Below are 18,521 nucleotides of genomic sequence, written 5' to 3'. Positions count from 1 at the left end.
CTCTTTTTCTCTCGTGTGATGCTTCATATTGATGATATTTTATTAGCATAACATATTGGATGCGCTTTCTATTAATTCTCCTTAAAAATGGAAGATGAAAATGTGAAAAAAATGCACCTCATGACCCATGTGGTGCATTTAAAACATGTCGTTTTCCTCTATAAAAGCATAAATACGCTCGACTAGCTGCTCTGCATTTTCTCCTGAAACAAATTCTCCATTCACAAGTGCAAATGGGGAGTCCATACATTTGCCGCAATAGCTTAAACAGCCGTATTCCATTACGTCTAGGTTTGGGTCTTTTTCAAGCTTCTCTTTTGCTTCTTGAGACCCTTGTGCAAGATTACTTACACAAAATTCGATCAGTGGAAACACTGTGCTTCACCTCACATTGCCTTACCATCCTACCGAAATTCCTTGTATTAGTCAAAATATGAGCTTCATCTGTATCGTTACGCCTATTTCTCGTAAAATGTTTTACTATTTAGGACTAACTGATGAATATGTAGGTTATTTTGAAACAATTATTGTGGTTTCACAGTAAATTCGATATAATTTTATTTGGTATTTTAACTTAAAGTTTTTTAGTATAAGTGTTTTTCAATGTCTACGGGGAAAAGGAGAATCGTCATGAAAAATTTAGTCTTGATCGGCGGAGGTTACGGGAATATGCGGGTTCTCCACCGCTTATTGCCAAATCAATTACCTGATGATGTCACTATCACATTAATTGATCGAAATCCTTACCACTGTTTAAAAACAGAATATTATGCACTTGCTGCTGGAACGATCTCTGATCATCACATTCGAGTATCTTTTCCAGAGCATCCGAAGCTGGATATTCAATACGGGGAAGTAGAAAAAATTGATATTGAAAACAAACAGATCTTATTCAGCGACCGTGAACCGATTCCGTATGATGATACGGTGATTGGACTCGGCTGTGAGGACAAGTATCATAATGTCCCTGGTGCGAAAGAACATACATACAGCATTCAAACCATTGATCAGTCAAGACATGCGTATAACAAATTAAATAATTTGAGCGCAGGTGCAACGGTTGGCATCGTCGGTGCTGGACTTAGCGGGGTAGAGCTGGCCAGTGAACTAAGAGAAAGCCGTGCTGATTTAAACATTATTCTTTTTGACCGCGGAGAGTTGATTCTATCAAGCTTCCCAAAAAGATTAAGTTTGTATGTGCAAAAGTGGTTTGAAGAAAATGATGTAAAGATCATTAACTGTGCCAATATTACAAAGGTTGAAGAAGGTGTCGTTTACAACCATGATGACGCGATTGAAGCAGATGTCATCGTGTGGACAGCTGGAATACAGCCAAGCAAAGTGGTACGTGAGATGGATGTTGAAAAAGACGCACAAGGCCGCGTCGTATTAACTCCTCATCACAATCTCCCTGGGGATGAGCATGTATATGTTGTAGGTGACTGCGCAAGTCTGCCGCATGCCCCAAGTGCACAGCTTGCTGAGGCGCAGGCAGAACAAATTGTCCAATCGCTGCAAAAACGCTGGAAAAATGAGCCGCTTCCTGAGGCTTATCCACAATTTAAGCTAAAAGGTGTTTTAGGTTCTTTAGGGAAAAAAGCCGGCTTTGGTTTAGTGGCTGATCGTCCACTTGTTGGCCGGGTGCCAAGACTCCTGAAATCTGGACTCCTTTGGATGTACAAACATCACAACGGCTAAAATCATGTGAATTTTTTCTCAAAGCTCCTTCATGATGAGGGAGCTTTTTTTTATGAAACGGCATGTGCCGATGAGTGGGTCCATTTGATCGGAGCAAGGGCAAGGATGCAGTCTTTACGAAAGGTTCTCATCGTCTTTTTCGATAAACAATATGCTTGGATGAGCTGATCCGTTTGACGGTGTACAATGATTTTTCTCTTTGTGCACTCTCCATTTTTCTTCATATAAATCATCTCAATCGGTATTTGCTGATGAAGAGATTGTTTCAGTAAATAATTCATGATGCTCACGCTCCTTTCATTTCATTATAAACGAACAAACGTTCCTTTTCAAGACAAAAAAAGGAACGTTTGTTCTATTTTCTTTCTCAAAAAAAGAACAGCTTATTCACTGCTCTCCTTGTACCCGTATTTCTCCATTTCTTGATAAATGTCTTTTAATTTCGGATTGCCCTCTCCAACGATTTGATCCTCTACTAAGACAAGCGGATAAAAGAATTCATCAACAAGAATTCGTTCAGACAATTCCTTTTGTTGTTGGTTTTCTGGCGGGTGCTCAATATCAATATATGTGATGCGAAATGGCTGATTCGGATATTTTCGTTTTAATGCTGCATCTAACCATTCAAACGTATCTTTTGAAGAAGGCAGATTCACGCAGCTAGCGCACAAGACATCTCTTCCATATACATAAAGATCGACGGTTTGATTCATTTAACAAGCCCCCTATTCTAACTTCATTTTAGCTGAATTTTCTGTATGAAAAAAGCCAAAATCACTTTTTGTTTCAAGATGAGATTGTGCTATAATGAAAAGGAAACTTTGAAACCAATCAATAGATTTTTATCGTCCAGATGAATATAATGGTGATATGTTGTGAAAGGAGCGATTATATCTAATGACTGAAGTCGAAATGAAAGACCAAGTACAGGAAGTACTGGACAAACTTCGTCCATTTCTATTACGTGATGGTGGAGACTGTGAGCTTGTAGACATTGAAGATGGTATTGTGAAATTACGTCTTCTTGGTGCATGCGGCAGCTGCCCAAGTTCAACCATTACATTGAAAGCCGGTATTGAGCGCGCATTATTAGAAGAAGTGCCTGGCGTTGTAGAAGTTGAACAGGTTTTCTAATTCATATATGACATGAAAACGACCCAATCAGGGTCGTTTTTTATTAGGTTAACTTCTCTCTAAACCATTCCTTTATAAAAGTCAGTCTTTGAATGCGCTGGCCCGGGTGACCACTTCTGGATAAATCATGAGATGCCTTTGGGAATTTGACCAATCTTGTGTCTTTCCCAAGCTCCTTCAAGGCCACAAAAAGCTGCTCTGCTTGATCAACTGGGCAGCGATAATCTTCATCGCTGTGCAAGATGAGAAGCGGTGTGTTCATCTGCTTCACATATTTTAGCGGCGAACGATCCCATAGCTTATCGACAGAATCATAAATATCCCCATCAATCTGCCACCTTGTAAAGAAATAACCGATATCACTGATGCCATAAAAGCTAATCCAGTTTGAAATGGAGCGCTGTGTGACAGCTGCGCGAAAGCGGTCGGTCTGACCGACAATCCAGTTGGTCATAAACCCCCCATAGCTGCCGCCTGTCACGCCAAGTCTTGTTTCATCAAGGAAATCATAGACTGTGAGCACATGATCAACAGCCTGCATGACATCGTCATAATCAACGTCACCATAGCTTCCTCTCACACGGTCGGTAAACATTTGTCCGTATCCATGACTGCCGTGCGGGTTGATATACACGATGGCATAGCCTTCAGAAGCGAGCATTTGAAATTCATGAAAATACGTATGACCATACATCGCATGCGGACCGCCATGAACCTCTAGAATGAGCGGATATTTCTTTCCCTCTTCCATCTGGGAAGGCTTCATAAACCAGCCATGCACCTCGTCTCCATCTTTTGACTGAAAAGAAAATGGTTCAGGTTCCGATACGATATGCTCCTTTAGAAAATCATGATGCTCGAACGTGATTTGCTTTAGCTCAGTCTCCCCTAATGTCATCTCATACAGCTCACTTGGTGAGACAGGTGTAAGCCGGCTGAACAGCAGTTTGGATTCATCTGGATGAAGGCTGAAATTGGTGATATGTTCCGCCTCTAGTCGAACAGGATAGGCTAAACCTTCAATAGAGAAATAATAAATCCCTGTACTGCCTTGATCAGAAACAAGCGCATAAAACCCTTGACTGTCCTTTGTCCACTGCGGAAGCTGAAAGACCTCTCCCATCACGCTATCTCCTGCCATACAGTTTCCAACATACATATCGAGCATTTCTGACAGCTGAACCGCCTTGTCTTCCTTCAGATCATACAGCCATAATGATGGGAAGGTGGCATTTTGAAATTCGCGCTCATGTCCAATATACAAAAGGCTCTCTCCATTTGGAGAAAAAGAGGCGGTGGAATAAGCGCCGTTTGCATGTGTAATCTTTCTTGTCGTACCATCTTCTAATGACAGGAGACACACGTCACTTATGTAAGGTGTCTGTGCGTTTAATTGAATAAAGGCAAGCCATTTGCCGCACGGAGAAACCGTATGATTCATATGATGAACCTGCTCACTCGTAACAGGCTCTACCTCTCCTGAATCGATATCCACCTTCACGATCTGCGTGAAACGCCCATCTAAAAAGCCTCTTCCATCTGCTTTATAGGTCAAATCATCATATACCGCTGGAGCAAAGTCATCTCGCTCTTCCTTTTTTTCATCATGAACAGATTCTGATTGTTTCAATGACACAGCCGCATAAAGAAAAGCGCCATCTGGGGAAAAGACAGGATGAGATACTCCGTACGGAATCTTCGTTAAGGTTCGCAAGCCGCCTCCTTCGCTCTTCATGAGCGCCAGCTGAGGGACTTCCTTTGGCTTTTGTAAAATAAAAGCAAGCTGCTTGCCGTCTTTTGACCAAACTGGCTGATGATGCTTTCCATCCTCAAATGTCCATTGTGCCAGCTCCTCTGTCTCTTCATTTCGAACCCATAAATGGATATTGTAATCGTCCTTTTTCTCATTCACAGTGACTTTTGTAAAGACTGCCTTTTTTCCATCTGGTGAATAAACCGGATGAGAAACAGAAACAATCTTTGTTAAATCTTCTGCCGTCATCAATTTCTTCATGAATGTATCTCCCCCTTTTATGCATAAAAAATAGTTCGATCCTCTAAATAATAATCCCTGCTTCTTCCCATAAAAACAAGCATAAAAAAGAACGTGCAGATTCACAGCACGTTCTTCACTTGATTAACAGGATGATGCTGCACGACAACCCCTTCTACTGGAACCGTCAGCAAATCGACTTCGCAATGCGGGAAGTTTTGGGCAAGCTGTTCTTTCAGTGCTTCTCCCTTCCCTTTTTCCACTAAGGTGAGGATCGTCGGCCCAGCACCGCTCAAAGCCGTTCCATACGCTCCTTTGAGCGAAGCGACATGCTCTACCTTTGACAGCTCTGGCACGAGCATTGTGCGGTAAGGCTGATGAAATAAATCCTTATTCATCATTTCTCCAACAAGCGGCCAGTTTTGCGTCATTAAGGCGGCCACAAGAACGTTGCTCACAGCACTCGCACTGACGGCATGCTTATAGGAGAAATCCTCTGGCAGGACATCACGAGCATCCTTTGTCAGCACTTCATAAAAAGGAATCACCACGACGACATCTACATCCACATGCTGCACTTTCACGGCATGTGTCTTGTCTTCTTCATGGAGACCGATCAGTAAACCACCGAATAAAGAGGCACCCGCATTATCTGGATGACCTTCTACCTCACTTGCATAAAAGAGCTTCTGATCATCTGTCATGTTTAATTCAAGAAGCTGATTGGCGAGTTCAATGGCGGCCACGATGGCAGCAGCACTGCTGCCAAGCCCCCGTGCCAATGGAATATCACTCCACACTTTGACATGAACAGGCGGGAGTGTTTTTCCAAAGTCATCTGCGACCTTTTTGGCTGTTTGATAAATCAGGTTGTCGGTGCCTGATGGAACCCCAGACACAACATCTGTTTCTGCTTCAAACAGCCAGCTATCATGGTCATAGACCGATAGCTTTAAATAGCGGCTGAGCGCCATTCCAACTGAATCAAAGCCTGGTCCTAAATTGGCAGTGCTTCCCGGTACTGTGATTGAAAAAAGCATGGAGGCTTCACTCATACGCGTGCGGCCTTTTCTAAGTGTTCAAGAATTTGATCTTCATCTGCATCGAGTGTGACCGGCTTGATTTGTGAAATATCGATAGCCGTATTTGGATCTTTCAATCCGTTACCTGTTAATACCGCAACAACTTTACTGCCTGGCTTGATTTCTCCAGATTTCACCTGCTTTAATACGCCCGCAATCGACGCACATGAGCCCGGCTCTGCAAACACGCCTTCTTCACGTGCAATCAATTGATACGCATGAAGAATTTCCTCATCTGTTACTTCATCAATCTTTCCGTTTGATTCATCTGCGGCTGACACAGCTTGTTTCCAGCTCGCTGGATTTCCGATACGGATAGCCGTTGCCACTGTTTCCGGCTGCTCAATCACTTCATTTCGAACGATTGCCGCTGCACCTTCTGCTTCAAAACCGCGCATGACAGGCAGTCCAGTTCCTTTTTTCTCGTGATATTCCTTGAAGCCTTTCCAGTAGGCCGTGATGTTCCCGGCATTTCCAACAGGAATCGCCAGTACGTCCGGGGCAGAGCCTAGCTGCTCACAGATTTCAAATGCCGCTGTCTTTTGTCCTTCAATTCGGTAAGGATTGACGGAGTTCACAAGGGCGATCGGTGCTTTTTCACAGATGCTGCGGACGATTTTCAGTGCATCATCAAAGTTGCCGTCAATGGCAATGATCTCTGCTCCGTACATGACAGCCTGTGCAAGCTTACCGAAGGCAATTTTCCCGTCAGGAATGATGACGATACATTTCATATCAGCACGGGCTGCATAAGCTGCTGCTGCTGCAGAGGTATTCCCTGTCGAAGCACACATGATCGTATCATTGCCTTCTTCTTTTGCCTTTGCAACGGCCATGACCATTCCTCGATCCTTGAAAGAGCCTGTTGGATTGACGCCTTCTGTTTTCACATGAAGCTCAATCCCCAGCTTTTCTGAAAGCTTGGCGAGGTGGACCAGCGGTGTATTCCCTTCATTTAATGTTAGTTTTGGTGTAGATTCGTTTACTGGTAAGAATTCTTGAAATTCTTCAATGAGTCCATTCCATTTCATCGGCTTAAACCGTTCCCTTCTACTCGGTACGTGCTCTTCACTTGAACCACCACGTCGAGGTCGTTTAATTTTTGCAGGATATTTGAGAAATCTTCTTCTGAGGTCTGATGTGTAATGATCACAATTTCAGCCAGCTCATCATGTCCTTTCACAGGAAGCTGAAGGATCTTTTCAAAGCTGATGCCTCTTTCAGAAAAGATAGATGTAATGCGGGAGAATGCCCCGACTTGATCTCTAACATGAATTCTTAAAAATTGCTGAGCAAATACTTCTGATGACGATTTGATCTTCTTCTCAAACTGCGGTGCGATAAATCCGCTTCCGTTCACGCCAAGGCGCATGTTTTTCATCACTGCGACTAAGTCTGAGACAACAGCTGTTGCCGTTGGCAGACTTCCTGCTCCAGGTCCGTAAAACATCGTTTCACCTACAGCACTTCCGTAGACATACACCGCATTGAATTCATTGTTGACGGATGATAATGGATGATGATCAGGAAGTAAGGTTGGCTGGACACTGACCTCCACTTTCTCTCCGTCTCGCTGAGCAATTCCGATCAGCTTCATTGTATAGCCAAACCGCTTACTGAAATTAATATCCTCATCAGAGATATCAGAAATACCTTTCACCTTTACATCCTCTAATTCCACATTCATAGAAAAGCCGAGTCTTGCAAGAATCGCCATTTTCCTTGCTGCATCCAGTCCTTCTACATCAGCTGTCGGGTCTGCTTCCGCAAAGCCAAGATCCTGTGCTTCCTTTAAGACATCCTCATATGCGCTTTTATCGACATTCATTTTCGTTAAAATAAAATTCGTTGTACCGTTCACAATCCCCATCATCTTGGTGATTCGGTCAGAAGCCAATCCTTCCTCCAGCGTACGCAAAATTGGAATTCCTCCGGCGACACTTGCTTCATAATAAAGATCACAGCCATTTTCTTTCGCTACATGTAAAAGCTCCGTACCGTAAAGTGCCATTAAATCTTTATTGGCTGTAATGACATGCTTCTTCTCATTCAACGCATCTATTAAATATTGTTTTGTCTCTTCAATGCCGCCCATTACTTCAATGATGACGTCAACCTCTGGATCTCTAATCACATCGTATACTTCAGTTGTGAAGACCTCTCTTGCGACATCCACATCTCTTTTTTTATCGGGATTGTTCACAAGCACTTTTTGTATTAATACCGGACAGCCGATTTGGTGCATTAATTTATCCTGATGGTCTTGGATAATTTTTACGACACCGCTCCCCACTGTTCCTAATCCTAATAGCCCAACTCGAATTGCCTTCACCTGAAATTCCACCTTTCTCCGTAAATGTCCTCTCTAAAAAGACATTTGTTAACCTTACACAGACATTCAATGTACACACATTATAAAGGGGTATCCTCATTTTGACAAGGTAATAAAATAAGAGATTGTCAGAATGAAACCGCTTAACAGCTATTTACATCAAGATTCTATATTTTCAAAATATTTTTGTCAGAAAAGCTCCCGAAAGCCGGGAAGCCTTCTATTATGAACGAACCGGCGTTTTGGCTGGCTCGTCTTGTAAGACAAGCGCAATATTTTCAGCACATAAACGCATCATCGTTTTTCTCGTTTCGACACTAGCACTTCCAATATGAGGGAGGACTGTGACGTTAGGTAATGTCGTTAACGGATGAGACGGACTGACAGGCTCTTGTCTAAATACATCCAGACCAGCGCCGGCAATTTTTCCTGTCGTGACAGCCTCGTATAAAGCATCCTCATCCACAGTCTGTCCTCTTGATACGTTAATGAAATAAGCAGAGTTCTTCATCAGATCAAATGCTTTTTCATTAAACATGTCTTTCGTTTCCGGGGTTAACGGCGTCAGACAGACGATGAAATCAGACTGCTTGAGCAGTTCCTCAAAAGCCGCATAGGTCACACCAAGCTGCGCTTCTGCCTCGGGTTTTCTTGAACGATTATGATAAAGAACATTCATATTAAAGCCTTTGGCCCGCTTGGCAAGTGCTGTTCCAATGCTGCCCATTCCGACAATCCCAAGCGTTTTGTGATGAACATCAGCACCGGCAAGAAGAAGCGGTCCCCAGCCTGTCCAGTTTCCATCCTTAATCCAATCACTCGCCTCGACAATTCGTCTAGCTGACGCCATTAGAAGGGCAAAGGCTAAATCAGCCGTGGATTCTGTTAAGACGTCCGGTGTATGACATACGGTGATTCCGCGCTTTTTAGCTGCTTCAAGATCAATATTGTCATAGCCAACAGCAAGGTTTGCGACCACCTTGACATTCGGGGCCTTTGATAAAAGGGTCTCATCTATTTGATCTGACAGCATGGTGAGAAGCGCATCCGCTTTAGCAGCCTGTGTTTCTAACTCTTCTCTTGGACACGGCTCATCTTCGCTTGGCCACATCTCGATATGAGCGACTTCTTTTAGTGGTGTAAGTGATGCTTCATCCAGCTTTCTTGTGATATAGACATAAGGTTTCGTCAAGAAGAACACTCCTTTGATTGATTTCTTTAAGCATAACGAAAAACGCCTCAAGAGAAAAGAGACGTTTCATCTGTTCACTGAAACTTCAAATCAGTGGACCTGTGATCCAGCCAACAGGTGGAATGAGGCTCCCGCCGCTTCGCATGGCACTCATTTCTTGAAAGACCTTGAGAAAGTATTCATAGCGATTGGCATCATTTAAGACGTAATCTAACCGTTCTTCATAATATGATTTTTCATTTTCTCCCGACATGTAGTAGCCTTCCACAATTTCAAAATAATGAAGCGGAAACAACAAACGGCTGTATAACAAACGCTTTGAAAAGGAGGAAAGAGGTGTCACCTCCTCATATTGCTGAAGAAAGGAAAAGCCTTCTTCAATTAAATCTTCCTTATGCTGTACAAAGGTTTCTCTTAAGTATTCAGCAATATCACGGGTTGGATGATCAAAGACCCAATCCACCGGTAAACGCAGCGGCTGCTCATGCGGCCATGTCATACGTGAAAAGCGCTGATGACAGACAGTGCCTGAGTCACCTTCTTTCGGTTCATCATCAAGCTCAGTATCGACTAAATATTGAATGGCATTCTCCGTTAATCCAAGATAATATGGAAACGATTCAATGAATTTTTGTTCAAACCGTTCCAGCGGTTTTTGATGCATTTGCTGCATCCAAAAGCCTTCAAGCTGATCTAATCGTTTTGCCCATAATTCCTTCCAGGCACCGACACGTTTTGTTTCGGACACCTCATATGGAAAGCCTCTTCCCCTGACATGAAAGGCTGCCAGTTCTGACGCTTGCTGAAACGAGCGGCTTGAGATCGGAGGCGCTGCTTTTAATAAAGCGTACTGCTCCTTTCCATGAGTAAAGGTGGGTTTCTCTTCATTTGTTAATTCAAACACAGCGACGTATGGGTCTCCAGCATTCAGTAAATACTGACTGATATGATACAACTCTGAGAGTTCTTCTTCTCGCAAATGAGACACAGGAACAATGAGAAAGAGAGCCTCCGCCGTTTGAAAGCTCTGATAACTGCCATATGGCGTAAATTGACGAACATCAATACCAAATGTGTGATAAATGGTTTCTTTCATGTTTTCACCTGCGTTCCTATGATCAATCTCTTATCATATCGTAGTCGCAGGTTGAGGGATTTATGAATACTATTTACTATCCGAAGCTTTTTACACGTTGTGGACAAATTACGAGGATTGGGTGAGGAATACATGCCGCATCATCATGAGATGAACGAAGTAGAAAAAACAGCAAGACGCCGTTTACAAGAACGAGGCGTAACCATTCAAGATATAGCAGACCTTGTCTACTTTTTACAGGAAAAATATCATCCTGGCTTAGACATGACAGAGTGCATCCACAATGTGGAGCGTGTCATCGCAAAACGTGAAGTCCAAAATGCGATTTTAACGGGCGTCGAACTAGACGTACTCGCCGAGCAAAAGAAGCTGACTGAGCCGCTTCAATCAATACTTGAAACGGACGAAAGCCTGTATGGCGTTGATGAAATTTTATCCTTTGCTATCGTCAATATTTATGGTTCGATCGGCTTTACGAATTACGGATATATCGATAAAGAAAAACCAGGAATTCTCGGGAAACTCAACGATAAATCCACAGGCGAATGCCACACCTTTTTAGATGACATTGTCGGCGCTATTGCTGCTGCCGCATCAAGCAGGCTGGCACATAGTGCGAGAAATGCGGAATAAAGAAAAAGAGGACGCGCGCGTAACGCTTGTCCTCTTTTTTTATGATAATCGCTCGATCCACTCGGATAATGAATCAATGACATAGGTTGGCTGCTTTTCATACTTCTGAAGTAGCTCTTTTGTGGTCACTCCTGTATGGACGAGTAATGTGTCCATTCCTGCATTCATTCCTGCCATAATATCCGTATCATAGTTATCACCCACCATGAGCGTCTCAGACACATCTGTCCCAAGCACACGCATCGCTTGTTCCATAATAATGGATTCTGGCTTTCCGATAAATGTCGGCTGAACTGTTGTGGTGACAGTTAGTACAGATGTTAACGAGCCGTTCCCTGGCAAAAGCCCTCTTTCTGTTGGAATGGCTATATCTCCATTTGTTGAGACAAATTGTGCGCCTTGACGAATGGCAATCGCACCTACTGCTAATTTTTCATATGTAATGCCCCGATCAATTCCAACAACAACGAAATCAGCGTCTTCCTGACCAAACGTCAGCCCTTTTTCTTCAATGGCCTGCTTGATTCCTTCTTCACCAATCACGTAAACTGATGCATCTTTCTTTTGCTCAGCAATATAATTAGCCGTCGCCATACTTGTTGTAAAAACTTGTTCTTCTGTTGCTGGGATATCAAATGACACGAGTTTTTCCGCTACCTGCTTCGGCGTGCGTGATGAGTTATTCGTGACAAACAAGTAAGGGATGTTCAACTCATTTAACTTTTGAACAAATTGACCTGCTTCTTCGATCTTTTCTGTTCCTTTATACATGGTCCCGTCTAAATCAATTAAATAGCCTTTGTATTTCATGATGCTCACAACTCCAATGGTTTATTTAAACGCTGATACTGGGCCAAGCTCCTGCTCCAAGTAGGTACGGATGCGGCTTGGAAAGACCTCCAGCGCCTGCTCTACTTCGCTGATCACCTGCAATAAGTCATGATGAACCACTTCCTGATATTGCTGCACAAGTGTTTTGCGGGATGAGACAAGCTTTTTCAGCTGACTGCCTTCCACTTCTGGTACGACCTTTTCATCAACAAGTATATCCATGATGTCATCATAGCTTCCTGGGTCACGCATAATAAAGCCATCAATCATGTCATTTCCAGTATCAAGAATACATTCGACGAGCAAATGAACAATTCGTTCCAGCGCTTTTTTCTCTAGAGGACTTGTCCATGTTTGATGACTCTGCATCAACTCATATTGCTCCTCGAAAAAACGTAATGTCTCTTCAATCTTTTTTCTGTCTACGAAATACATCATGACGCTCCCCTTTGCGTTATTTTCTGATTCGTTTTAAGACAAAATAGGCACAGCCAAAATTACAGTATTCATAAATGTATTCATCGAGTGTGCTGATTTTAGTATCAAAAGTGGCCTTTTGGTTTTGGTCATCAAAGAACCCCTTCAGCCTGAGCTGATTATAGCCCCAGTCCCCCACAATATAATCATACTTATTTAAAATATCTGAGTACCTTGCTTTAAACGCTTCTTCATTAAAGCCGTCTTTGATATCTCTTACAAGATCAAAGGTAGCATTCTGAACGACGATCATCTTCTCACCTCTTTTTAAACGATCCATCTTTAATGATAATTCATTGGAAGAACTCCATCAATTGCTAAAGCATGTTTTTTCCGATTTAGCCGAAGCTAAAGGAAAAAGGAGGTCACATTTATGAAGAAACAACTGACAGCCGCGATTCTCCTCAGCATGCTTTTAGGCGGGTGCGGCTTTCAATCAGGTATGAACCGGCAAGTGGATGAAGATTCTTCAAGTAAAACCATCCGTCTGTCGGATCGTCATGAAGGAAATAATTCCAACATGCCAGAAGCAGATACAAACAGAGCAGGATATGTTCGTTATCAGCGCCAGCAAGTAACGGATCAGAAAGAAAGAACCCCTGCTTTAAATCGCGAGCATCTCGCCCACGTGATTACAAGTTTAACGGTGCAGCTGCCAAACATCAAAGATGCTGCCACACTTGTGACAGATGAGGATGCACTCATCGTGTATCGAACAGGAAACAAAAACCGTGATGAATCTGCCGATCAAGTGAAGAAAACGGCGGTTTCTGTTCTCCCTCGTTATTATCATGTATACGTCTCTGATAATCCAGAGCACTTTCAATCCATTGCCAATTTTTCACGTCTTCAAACCAATTCACGTGATTTTGACCAAATTTTAACCAAAACGATTCAACAAATGAAGTATTCCCCTCAAGGTGGAGATATTTCAACGAAAGAAGATGCAAATGGCATGACGAATTCCGACCGTACGATGAGAAGAAACGCCCCTTACGGCCAAAATTAATACGAGAAAAAACGCCAGAGAGCTCTGGCGTTTTCTTTGTTACGCTTGCGCCTGACGCTTTTTAGACGCTTCATTTACTTGTTCATCTGCATGGTAGGAAGAGCGCACAAGCGGCCCAGCTTCACAGTGGCTAAAGCCTTTTGACATCGCAATTTCCTTCAGCTCTGCAAACTCATCCGGATGGTAATATTTTTGAACTTTCAAATGCTTCTTCGAAGGTTGTAAGTACTGCCCAATCGCCATGATATCCACGTTATTGGCAAGAAGATCATCCATGACTTCAATGATTTCTTCCTTCGTTTCACCGAGTCCAATCATAATGCTTGATTTTGTTGGAATGTCAGGCTGCATTTCTTTTGCACGGCGCAAGAATTCTAATGAACGATCATATGTAGCACGCGCACGAACTCTTGGCGTTAATCTGCGAACTGTTTCAATATTGTGATTTAAAATGTCAGGACGAGTGTCCATTAACGTCTTCAAGTTATCATAATGACCGCCCATGTCTGAAGGGAGAACTTCAATGGTCGTGAATGGGCTTTTTCTTCTAATCGCACGAACGGTTTCAGCGAACACACCTGCTCCGCCATCCTTTTGGTCATCCCTTGCAACCGCTGTTATGACAGCGTGCTTTAAGTTCATTAAGGCTACTGAATCTGCCACGCGTTCTGGCTCTTGCAGGTCAAGCTCAGTTGGAAGTCCAGTTTTCACCGCACAGAAACGGCATGCGCGCGTACAAACAGATCCAAGAATCATAAATGTAGCGGTTCTTCTCACTGCCCAGCATTCGTGAATATTCGGACATTTCGCTTCCTCACAAACAGTATGCAGGTTGTTTTCCCGCATCATTTTCTTCAAACCGGTATAGTTTTCATTCGTATTCAGCTTAATTTTAAGCCAGTCCGGTTTTCTTACGTGCTCTTCCTTCTTTGCCAATTCCATCATCTCCATATGAATTCGTTAAAGGTGCATCTACAAAAATCTTCCTGCTATATACGATGGATGCAGCCAAGAAGCTGCAAAAAATTGAATCTTCGGCCTAAAGCCTTTTCTTTAGACACTTTAACATAGTACAGATTGAACAACAAGGGAATGAGCTGCAAAAATACCCAAAAGCCTCCTAAAAAAACAGATGAAAATTACTAACATTTTCTTCTTATGAAATAGATTGATCTAACCACACTAAACGGTAGAGGACGATGTTCGAAGAAAGGAGATGGACGTTTGTGAAAGTGGTTTTAGCCATCATGATTGCTCTTTCAATGCTCCCTTTACCTGTTCATGCAAAAGGGACGGGCAAGCAGCCAGATGAATTGAAGCAAAGAATGGCCCTATATGAAAAAGTCTCCATGACAACACAGGTTCCATGGTATGTACTTGCTGCAGTTGATCAGTATGAACACAATATTCGAAAAAGCAGAAGAGATTTACCGAAACAAAAAGGCGTCATTGGCATCTACATTCCCCGGGAAATGTGGATTGGACCAGAAAACCCGAATAAACAAGATACCTCTCCTTTAAGCATTAAAGTGTTTGACGGAATTGGGCTTGATGGGAATGGGGATGGAAAAGCAAGCAGCGATGACGATGAGGATGTATTATTCACGTTTGCTCAATACTTGCTCCACTACGGCAGCAGCGTTGATCAATTAAAAATTGGCTTATGGGACTATTATGGACGTGATCAAACCGTTGGAATCATTTCATCTTTTATGAAGCTATATAAGCACTATGGGCATCTTGATCTTGGAAAGCATGCTTTTCCTCTTCCGGTTGGAGCTGACTACAGCTACCGGAGTACATGGGGAGATGCGAGAGGATTTGGAGGCAGAAGGATTCATGAGGGAACCGATTTATTTGCCCATTATGGACTTCCCGTTCGTGCGACATCGTATGGCGTGATTGAAATGAAAGGCTGGAACCGTTTTGGCGGCTGGCGGATTGGCATTCGAGATATTCATAATCATTATCATTACTTCGCTCACTTAAATGGCTTTGCAAAAGGCCTTAAGACAGGTCAAATTGTTGAACCTGGCCAAGTGATTGGATCTGTCGGAAGCTCTGGTTACGGTCCTCCAGGCACCGCAGGGAAGTTTCCGCCTCATCTTCACTATGGCATGTACAAAGACAACGGCAGAACCGAATGGTCATTTGACCCATACCCTCATTTAAGGGCGTGGGAAAGAGCTGAACGGAAACGAAAGTAAAATAACAGCCCAATCATTCTTGGGCTGTTTTTGATGATGGACAAAGAGCTAAAATGATTTTTAATTTTAGCTCTTTGTCTTCTTTTCAGCGTGATAGAAAACCTTTGAAGTCTAGGAAGGGAGAGCACCGGAACGGAGCGAATTTGACATTCGTGAGTACCGGCGCACAGACCTGCGGGCGAATGCGAGGGTTTGGCTACACGCTGACACAGCCCAATCATTCTTGGGCTGTTATTCCTTTTTCTCCTTTTTCTCTGGGAGAACAATTGATGGAGCACCTGAATTTGTTCCGCTGCCATTATAATAATCTGGTACGTCTCCTTGAACGGCCTGTATGGAGACAGGAACAGAGTTTTTGACTACGATTGTTTCAGAGGCAAATGGGATAATGACTCTTACCTTGACCTCGATCAGAACACTAATATCAATCAAGGCATTGTTGATGCCATAAGGCTTAATGTTTTTTTCAACGTCCGTATGCGGATCACCAATCACACTAAAGCGCACAGGCACTTTTGGTCCGAGGTTAGCAATGAGTGCATTTCCGGATGCTTGCCCGAGCGGAATGTTATATATAATGCCGTCATGTCCATCTGTTTGATCCTTTAATGCTTCTTTTGCCTCTTTTTGAAAGTTCCCCTTTTCAATGTCTTCTAAATTTTTTTGAAGATGACGTGACAGGTCAGCCATTGCTTTCGATGTTGCTTTCGCATTAAAATCGATGGTCGTCACTTTTCCGTTCTCACTTGTATTCATGACCACCATATCCTTCATATTCTCCTGATCGTCTGCAAAGTCTTGTACTGAATATTGTATGAGATGATTGGCGATGCGCTCTGTTTCTAGTTCAGCAATGTGAATAAGGGTTGGTTTAATGGATCGGTTGATAAAAAATAAACTAATCACGGTTGAGAGCACAAAGAATACGATGGCAAGCAGCATGACGTAACGAAATGGCAAAGGGCCCTTTTTGTAGGGGCGATAACGGCGGTTCATTCTCAATAAAAAATCCCCCCTTCTCCATTACATGTGTATGCAGACAGGCGGGGGGATAGGAATCATCTCTCTATTTTATTTCACCATTTTTAATAATGCATCTTTTCCAATTGTTCCAGCTGAGATGCCCAGCGCTTCTGCGGCGTATGTCACAGATTCTAAAGGAGCATCGAGCAATTGCTCAATGGTTCTTACACCAACTGCTCTTCCTGCAATAATTCCTCTATCTGCAAGCTTTTCATTCAAGAGCCCGACATCCAGTGCACCGCACATGATATACCCATGTTCATTTGATACTGCCATAAAATTTGTCTTCGGCAGCTTGACGGTGACCGCTGTAAAGGAATGGCCATCAATTGTAATAGGTGTTAAATTCACCAAATCCCTTCACTCCTCTCATCACAATCTATGTGAAAAGAGGGCGCGTGTTGTTAGGCTGAAGCGGATTTCATGTTGCTTCCTTCAAGCGCCATGTCAGAACATCACGTAAAAATTCAGGCATGAAATATTCAATATGTTCGTGATCACGGATATGAGGAAAAAGAGAGCCTAATGTATACATATCGACTGTGCCAACTGTATAAGATGCGTCTTTTTTGATCAATTGACCATGTACAAAGACATCTTTCACCCGTTTGGTCTCGCCTTCTTCTAATGTATAGCTGAGTCCGCTATATAGCATTTTCCCCATCAGCTCACCTCTAAATCCGAAACCTTTGATGCGCAGCTGTTCCATTTTTTCTTCACAGCCCCGCCGAACCGTTTCGATCAGCTGTTGACCCGTAAGCGTCACCCGAATGGGGTTAATGGGATGCGGACATATCCGGTGGACTTCTTCTCTTGTGACGATCCCTGCCTCTAATGAATCAAGCACCATACCTGCATTCATCATGCCAATATCAGCTCCGCACCAATCTTTAATGGCATCTGTTAAAAGCTGCGGAAGCGGAGATTCGTCGAACCACTTCGTTTCTAGCTTCGACTCAATCGTTGTCACTTTTTCCTGCATGAGTGCTTTCGCTCTTCTTTCTGCTTGCTGTAAGGTGGTGATGGCTTCATCTGATTCACTGATGAGCTGATCCACTGACTGTACTGTCGCTTTTTTCTCTATCAGCTCTTTGCGCGCTGTATCGATCGTCAGCTCAACACAGCCAATATAATGCCCATACTTTTCAGCGCATGCAAGCAGCACACCATTGTCCATTTCACCTTGTTCTAACAGATGATGCGTGTGTGAGCCTAGGATGATGTCGATTTCAGGGAAATCACGGGCGACCTCTCGATCATGGATGATACCGAGATGGGATAAAAGCACAATGACATCTGCCTGTCCCTTTACTTCCTGCAGCATGTCCCGTATGCTGTCAAACGGATCAGTAATGTTCCAGCCCAGCTTTTCATATACAGGTGTATACGCAATGGTCACGCCTAAGAGACATATCTTCAGTCCGTTGTCCATTGTGATGATATGATAGGGCTTTGCCCACGATGGCCTTTTGCCTTTCTCAAATAGATTAGACAGGACCACTGGAAATTGTGCATTTTCATACAAGTGATCCAGCTGATCATGAGGCAGCGTAATGCCTTCATTATTCCCGATCGTGACCCCATCATAGCCCAGCTGATTGAGGAGCTTGACGTTTACCTTTCCATAATCAGCTTCGGATACGAGGTTCACTCGGTCCATATGGTCGCCAATATCAAACAAGAGCATCTGATCGTGAACTTGACGCTTTTCTTCAATATAAGCTGCAATTTTTGGCCAGTTCTCAAAGTGGCTGTGCAAGTCGTTTGTATGATATAACCATAGCTTCTGCAGCATGTTGATCTCTCCCTCAAGT

20 protein-coding genes and 1 pseudogene are annotated in these 18,521 nt (G+C 43.2%); 5 read left to right on the top strand and 16 right to left on the bottom strand.

The features are described from left to right. Nucleotides 1-138: 138 nt before the first annotated feature. Nucleotides 139-375: a YuzB family protein gene (locus ACLGGR_RS09120; protein ID WP_008346813.1), complete on the bottom strand. Its 237-nt coding sequence runs from the start codon at nt 373-375 to the stop codon at nt 139-141. 255 nt (nt 376-630) lie between these two features. On the opposite strand from ACLGGR_RS09120, the gene ACLGGR_RS09115 reads away from it, so the two are divergent. Beyond that, nucleotides 631-1,698, top strand: coding sequence for an NAD(P)/FAD-dependent oxidoreductase (locus ACLGGR_RS09115; RefSeq protein WP_034282611.1), 1,068 nt, complete (start codon nt 631-633; stop codon nt 1,696-1,698). Nucleotides 1,699-1,748: 50 nt separating this feature from the next. On the opposite strand, the gene ACLGGR_RS09110 is transcribed toward ACLGGR_RS09115, so the two are convergent. Both ACLGGR_RS09110 and ACLGGR_RS09105 read right to left on the bottom strand, forming a co-directional pair. After that, entirely contained in the window at nt 1,749-1,979 is a 231-nt protein-coding gene (locus ACLGGR_RS09110; protein ID WP_046313316.1) for a hypothetical protein, read from the bottom strand. A gap of 102 nt (nt 1,980-2,081) precedes the next feature. Next, nucleotides 2,082-2,411: a YuzD family protein gene (locus tag ACLGGR_RS09105; protein WP_410972933.1), complete on the bottom strand. Its 330-nt coding sequence runs from the start codon at nt 2,409-2,411 to the stop codon at nt 2,082-2,084. Between the two features lie 121 nt (nt 2,412-2,532). On the opposite strand from ACLGGR_RS09105, the pseudogene ACLGGR_RS09100 reads away from it, so the two are divergent. Then, nucleotides 2,533-2,832, top strand: a pseudogene (locus ACLGGR_RS09100) (NifU family protein). A gap of 43 nt (nt 2,833-2,875) precedes the next feature. Here ACLGGR_RS09100 and ACLGGR_RS09095 read toward each other — a convergent pair. From ACLGGR_RS09095 to yutH, 6 genes are all read right to left on the bottom strand, one after another. Next, nucleotides 2,876-4,846: a S9 family peptidase gene (locus ACLGGR_RS09095; RefSeq protein ID WP_410972932.1), complete on the bottom strand. Its 1,971-nt coding sequence runs from the start codon at nt 4,844-4,846 to the stop codon at nt 2,876-2,878. Nucleotides 4,847-4,947: 101 nt separating this feature from the next. Further along, nucleotides 4,948-5,880, bottom strand: a complete 933-nt coding sequence (gene thrB / locus ACLGGR_RS09090; RefSeq protein WP_410972931.1) for a homoserine kinase — start codon at nt 5,878-5,880, stop codon at nt 4,948-4,950. Further along, nucleotides 5,877-6,938: a threonine synthase gene (gene thrC, locus ACLGGR_RS09085; protein ID WP_410972930.1), complete on the bottom strand. Its 1,062-nt coding sequence runs from the start codon at nt 6,936-6,938 to the stop codon at nt 5,877-5,879. Before thrC ends, thrB begins: the two co-directional genes overlap by 4 nt. Next, a complete protein-coding gene (locus ACLGGR_RS09080; protein WP_142945113.1) occupies nt 6,935-8,239 on the bottom strand; it encodes a homoserine dehydrogenase in 1,305 nt (434 codons plus the stop codon). Before ACLGGR_RS09080 ends, thrC begins: the two co-directional genes overlap by 4 nt. Before the next feature lie 223 nt (nt 8,240-8,462). Continuing rightward, nucleotides 8,463-9,431 carry a 2-hydroxyacid dehydrogenase gene (locus ACLGGR_RS09075; protein WP_410972929.1) on the bottom strand — a complete coding sequence of 323 codons (969 nt, stop codon included), beginning with the start codon at nt 9,429-9,431 and terminating at the stop codon, nt 8,463-8,465. An 85-nt stretch (nt 9,432-9,516) separates the two neighbouring features. After that, on the bottom strand, nt 9,517-10,527 hold the full coding sequence (gene yutH / locus ACLGGR_RS09070) for a spore coat putative kinase YutH (RefSeq protein WP_251215848.1): 1,011 nt from the start codon (nt 10,525-10,527) through the stop codon (nt 9,517-9,519). A gap of 132 nt (nt 10,528-10,659) precedes the next feature. Here yutH and ACLGGR_RS09065 point away from each other — a divergent pair, with 132 nt between their 5' ends. Beyond that, nucleotides 10,660-11,160, top strand: coding sequence for a phosphatidylglycerophosphatase A family protein (locus tag ACLGGR_RS09065; protein WP_025094161.1), 501 nt, complete (start codon nt 10,660-10,662; stop codon nt 11,158-11,160). Between the two features lie 39 nt (nt 11,161-11,199). Here ACLGGR_RS09065 and ACLGGR_RS09060 read toward each other — a convergent pair whose 3' ends face one another. Genes ACLGGR_RS09060 through ACLGGR_RS09050 form a run of 3 tightly spaced genes read right to left on the bottom strand, consistent with a single transcriptional unit; the run spans nt 11,200 to nt 12,721 of the window. Beyond that, nucleotides 11,200-11,973: a TIGR01457 family HAD-type hydrolase gene (locus ACLGGR_RS09060; protein WP_087978090.1), complete on the bottom strand. Its 774-nt coding sequence runs from the start codon at nt 11,971-11,973 to the stop codon at nt 11,200-11,202. Between the two features lie 18 nt (nt 11,974-11,991). Further along, the gene (locus ACLGGR_RS09055; protein ID WP_048237358.1) at nt 11,992-12,426 is read right to left on the bottom strand and encodes a DUF86 domain-containing protein; all 435 of its coding nucleotides are present in this window, start codon (nt 12,424-12,426) and stop codon (nt 11,992-11,994) included. Nucleotides 12,427-12,445: 19 nt separating this feature from the next. Then, entirely contained in the window at nt 12,446-12,721 is a 276-nt protein-coding gene (locus ACLGGR_RS09050; RefSeq protein WP_024423368.1) for a YutD family protein, read from the bottom strand. Nucleotides 12,722-12,841: 120 nt separating this feature from the next. Between ACLGGR_RS09050 and ACLGGR_RS09045 the strand changes: the two genes are divergently transcribed. Beyond that, on the top strand, nt 12,842-13,477 hold the full coding sequence (locus tag ACLGGR_RS09045) for a YhcN/YlaJ family sporulation lipoprotein (RefSeq protein ID WP_034659879.1): 636 nt from the start codon (nt 12,842-12,844) through the stop codon (nt 13,475-13,477). Nucleotides 13,478-13,516: 39 nt separating this feature from the next. On the opposite strand, the gene lipA is transcribed toward ACLGGR_RS09045, so the two are convergent. Further along, a complete protein-coding gene (gene lipA / locus ACLGGR_RS09040) occupies nt 13,517-14,413 on the bottom strand; it encodes a lipoyl synthase (RefSeq protein WP_251215850.1) in 897 nt (298 codons plus the stop codon). Nucleotides 14,414-14,739: 326 nt separating this feature from the next. On the opposite strand from lipA, the gene ACLGGR_RS09035 reads away from it, so the two are divergent. Continuing rightward, nucleotides 14,740-15,684: a M23 family metallopeptidase gene (locus tag ACLGGR_RS09035; protein WP_251216290.1), complete on the top strand. Its 945-nt coding sequence runs from the start codon at nt 14,740-14,742 to the stop codon at nt 15,682-15,684. A 231-nt stretch (nt 15,685-15,915) separates the two neighbouring features. On the opposite strand, the gene yunB is transcribed toward ACLGGR_RS09035, so the two are convergent. The 3 genes from yunB to ACLGGR_RS09020 all read right to left on the bottom strand — a co-directional run bounded on the left by yunB (nt 15,916) and on the right by ACLGGR_RS09020 (nt 18,502). Continuing rightward, complete coding sequence (yunB, locus tag ACLGGR_RS09030; protein ID WP_410972992.1) at nt 15,916-16,680, bottom strand: sporulation protein YunB; 765 nt, start codon at nt 16,678-16,680, stop codon at nt 15,916-15,918. A gap of 75 nt (nt 16,681-16,755) precedes the next feature. Continuing rightward, complete coding sequence (locus ACLGGR_RS09025; protein WP_410972928.1) at nt 16,756-17,061, bottom strand: YunC family protein; 306 nt, start codon at nt 17,059-17,061, stop codon at nt 16,756-16,758. 67 nt (nt 17,062-17,128) lie between these two features. Then, nucleotides 17,129-18,502 carry a bifunctional metallophosphatase/5'-nucleotidase gene (locus ACLGGR_RS09020; protein ID WP_410972927.1) on the bottom strand — a complete coding sequence of 458 codons (1,374 nt, stop codon included), beginning with the start codon at nt 18,500-18,502 and terminating at the stop codon, nt 17,129-17,131. Nucleotides 18,503-18,521: the final 19 nt, after the last annotated feature.

This window comes from Bacillus sp. BD48 (genome assembly GCF_046566805.1).
In the GTDB taxonomy this organism is placed as follows: Bacteria; Bacillota; Bacilli; order Bacillales; family Bacillaceae; genus Bacillus; species Bacillus safensis.
The sequence above is the reverse complement of the archived record's forward strand: the minus strand, read 5'-3'. Positions and strand labels throughout refer to the sequence as shown.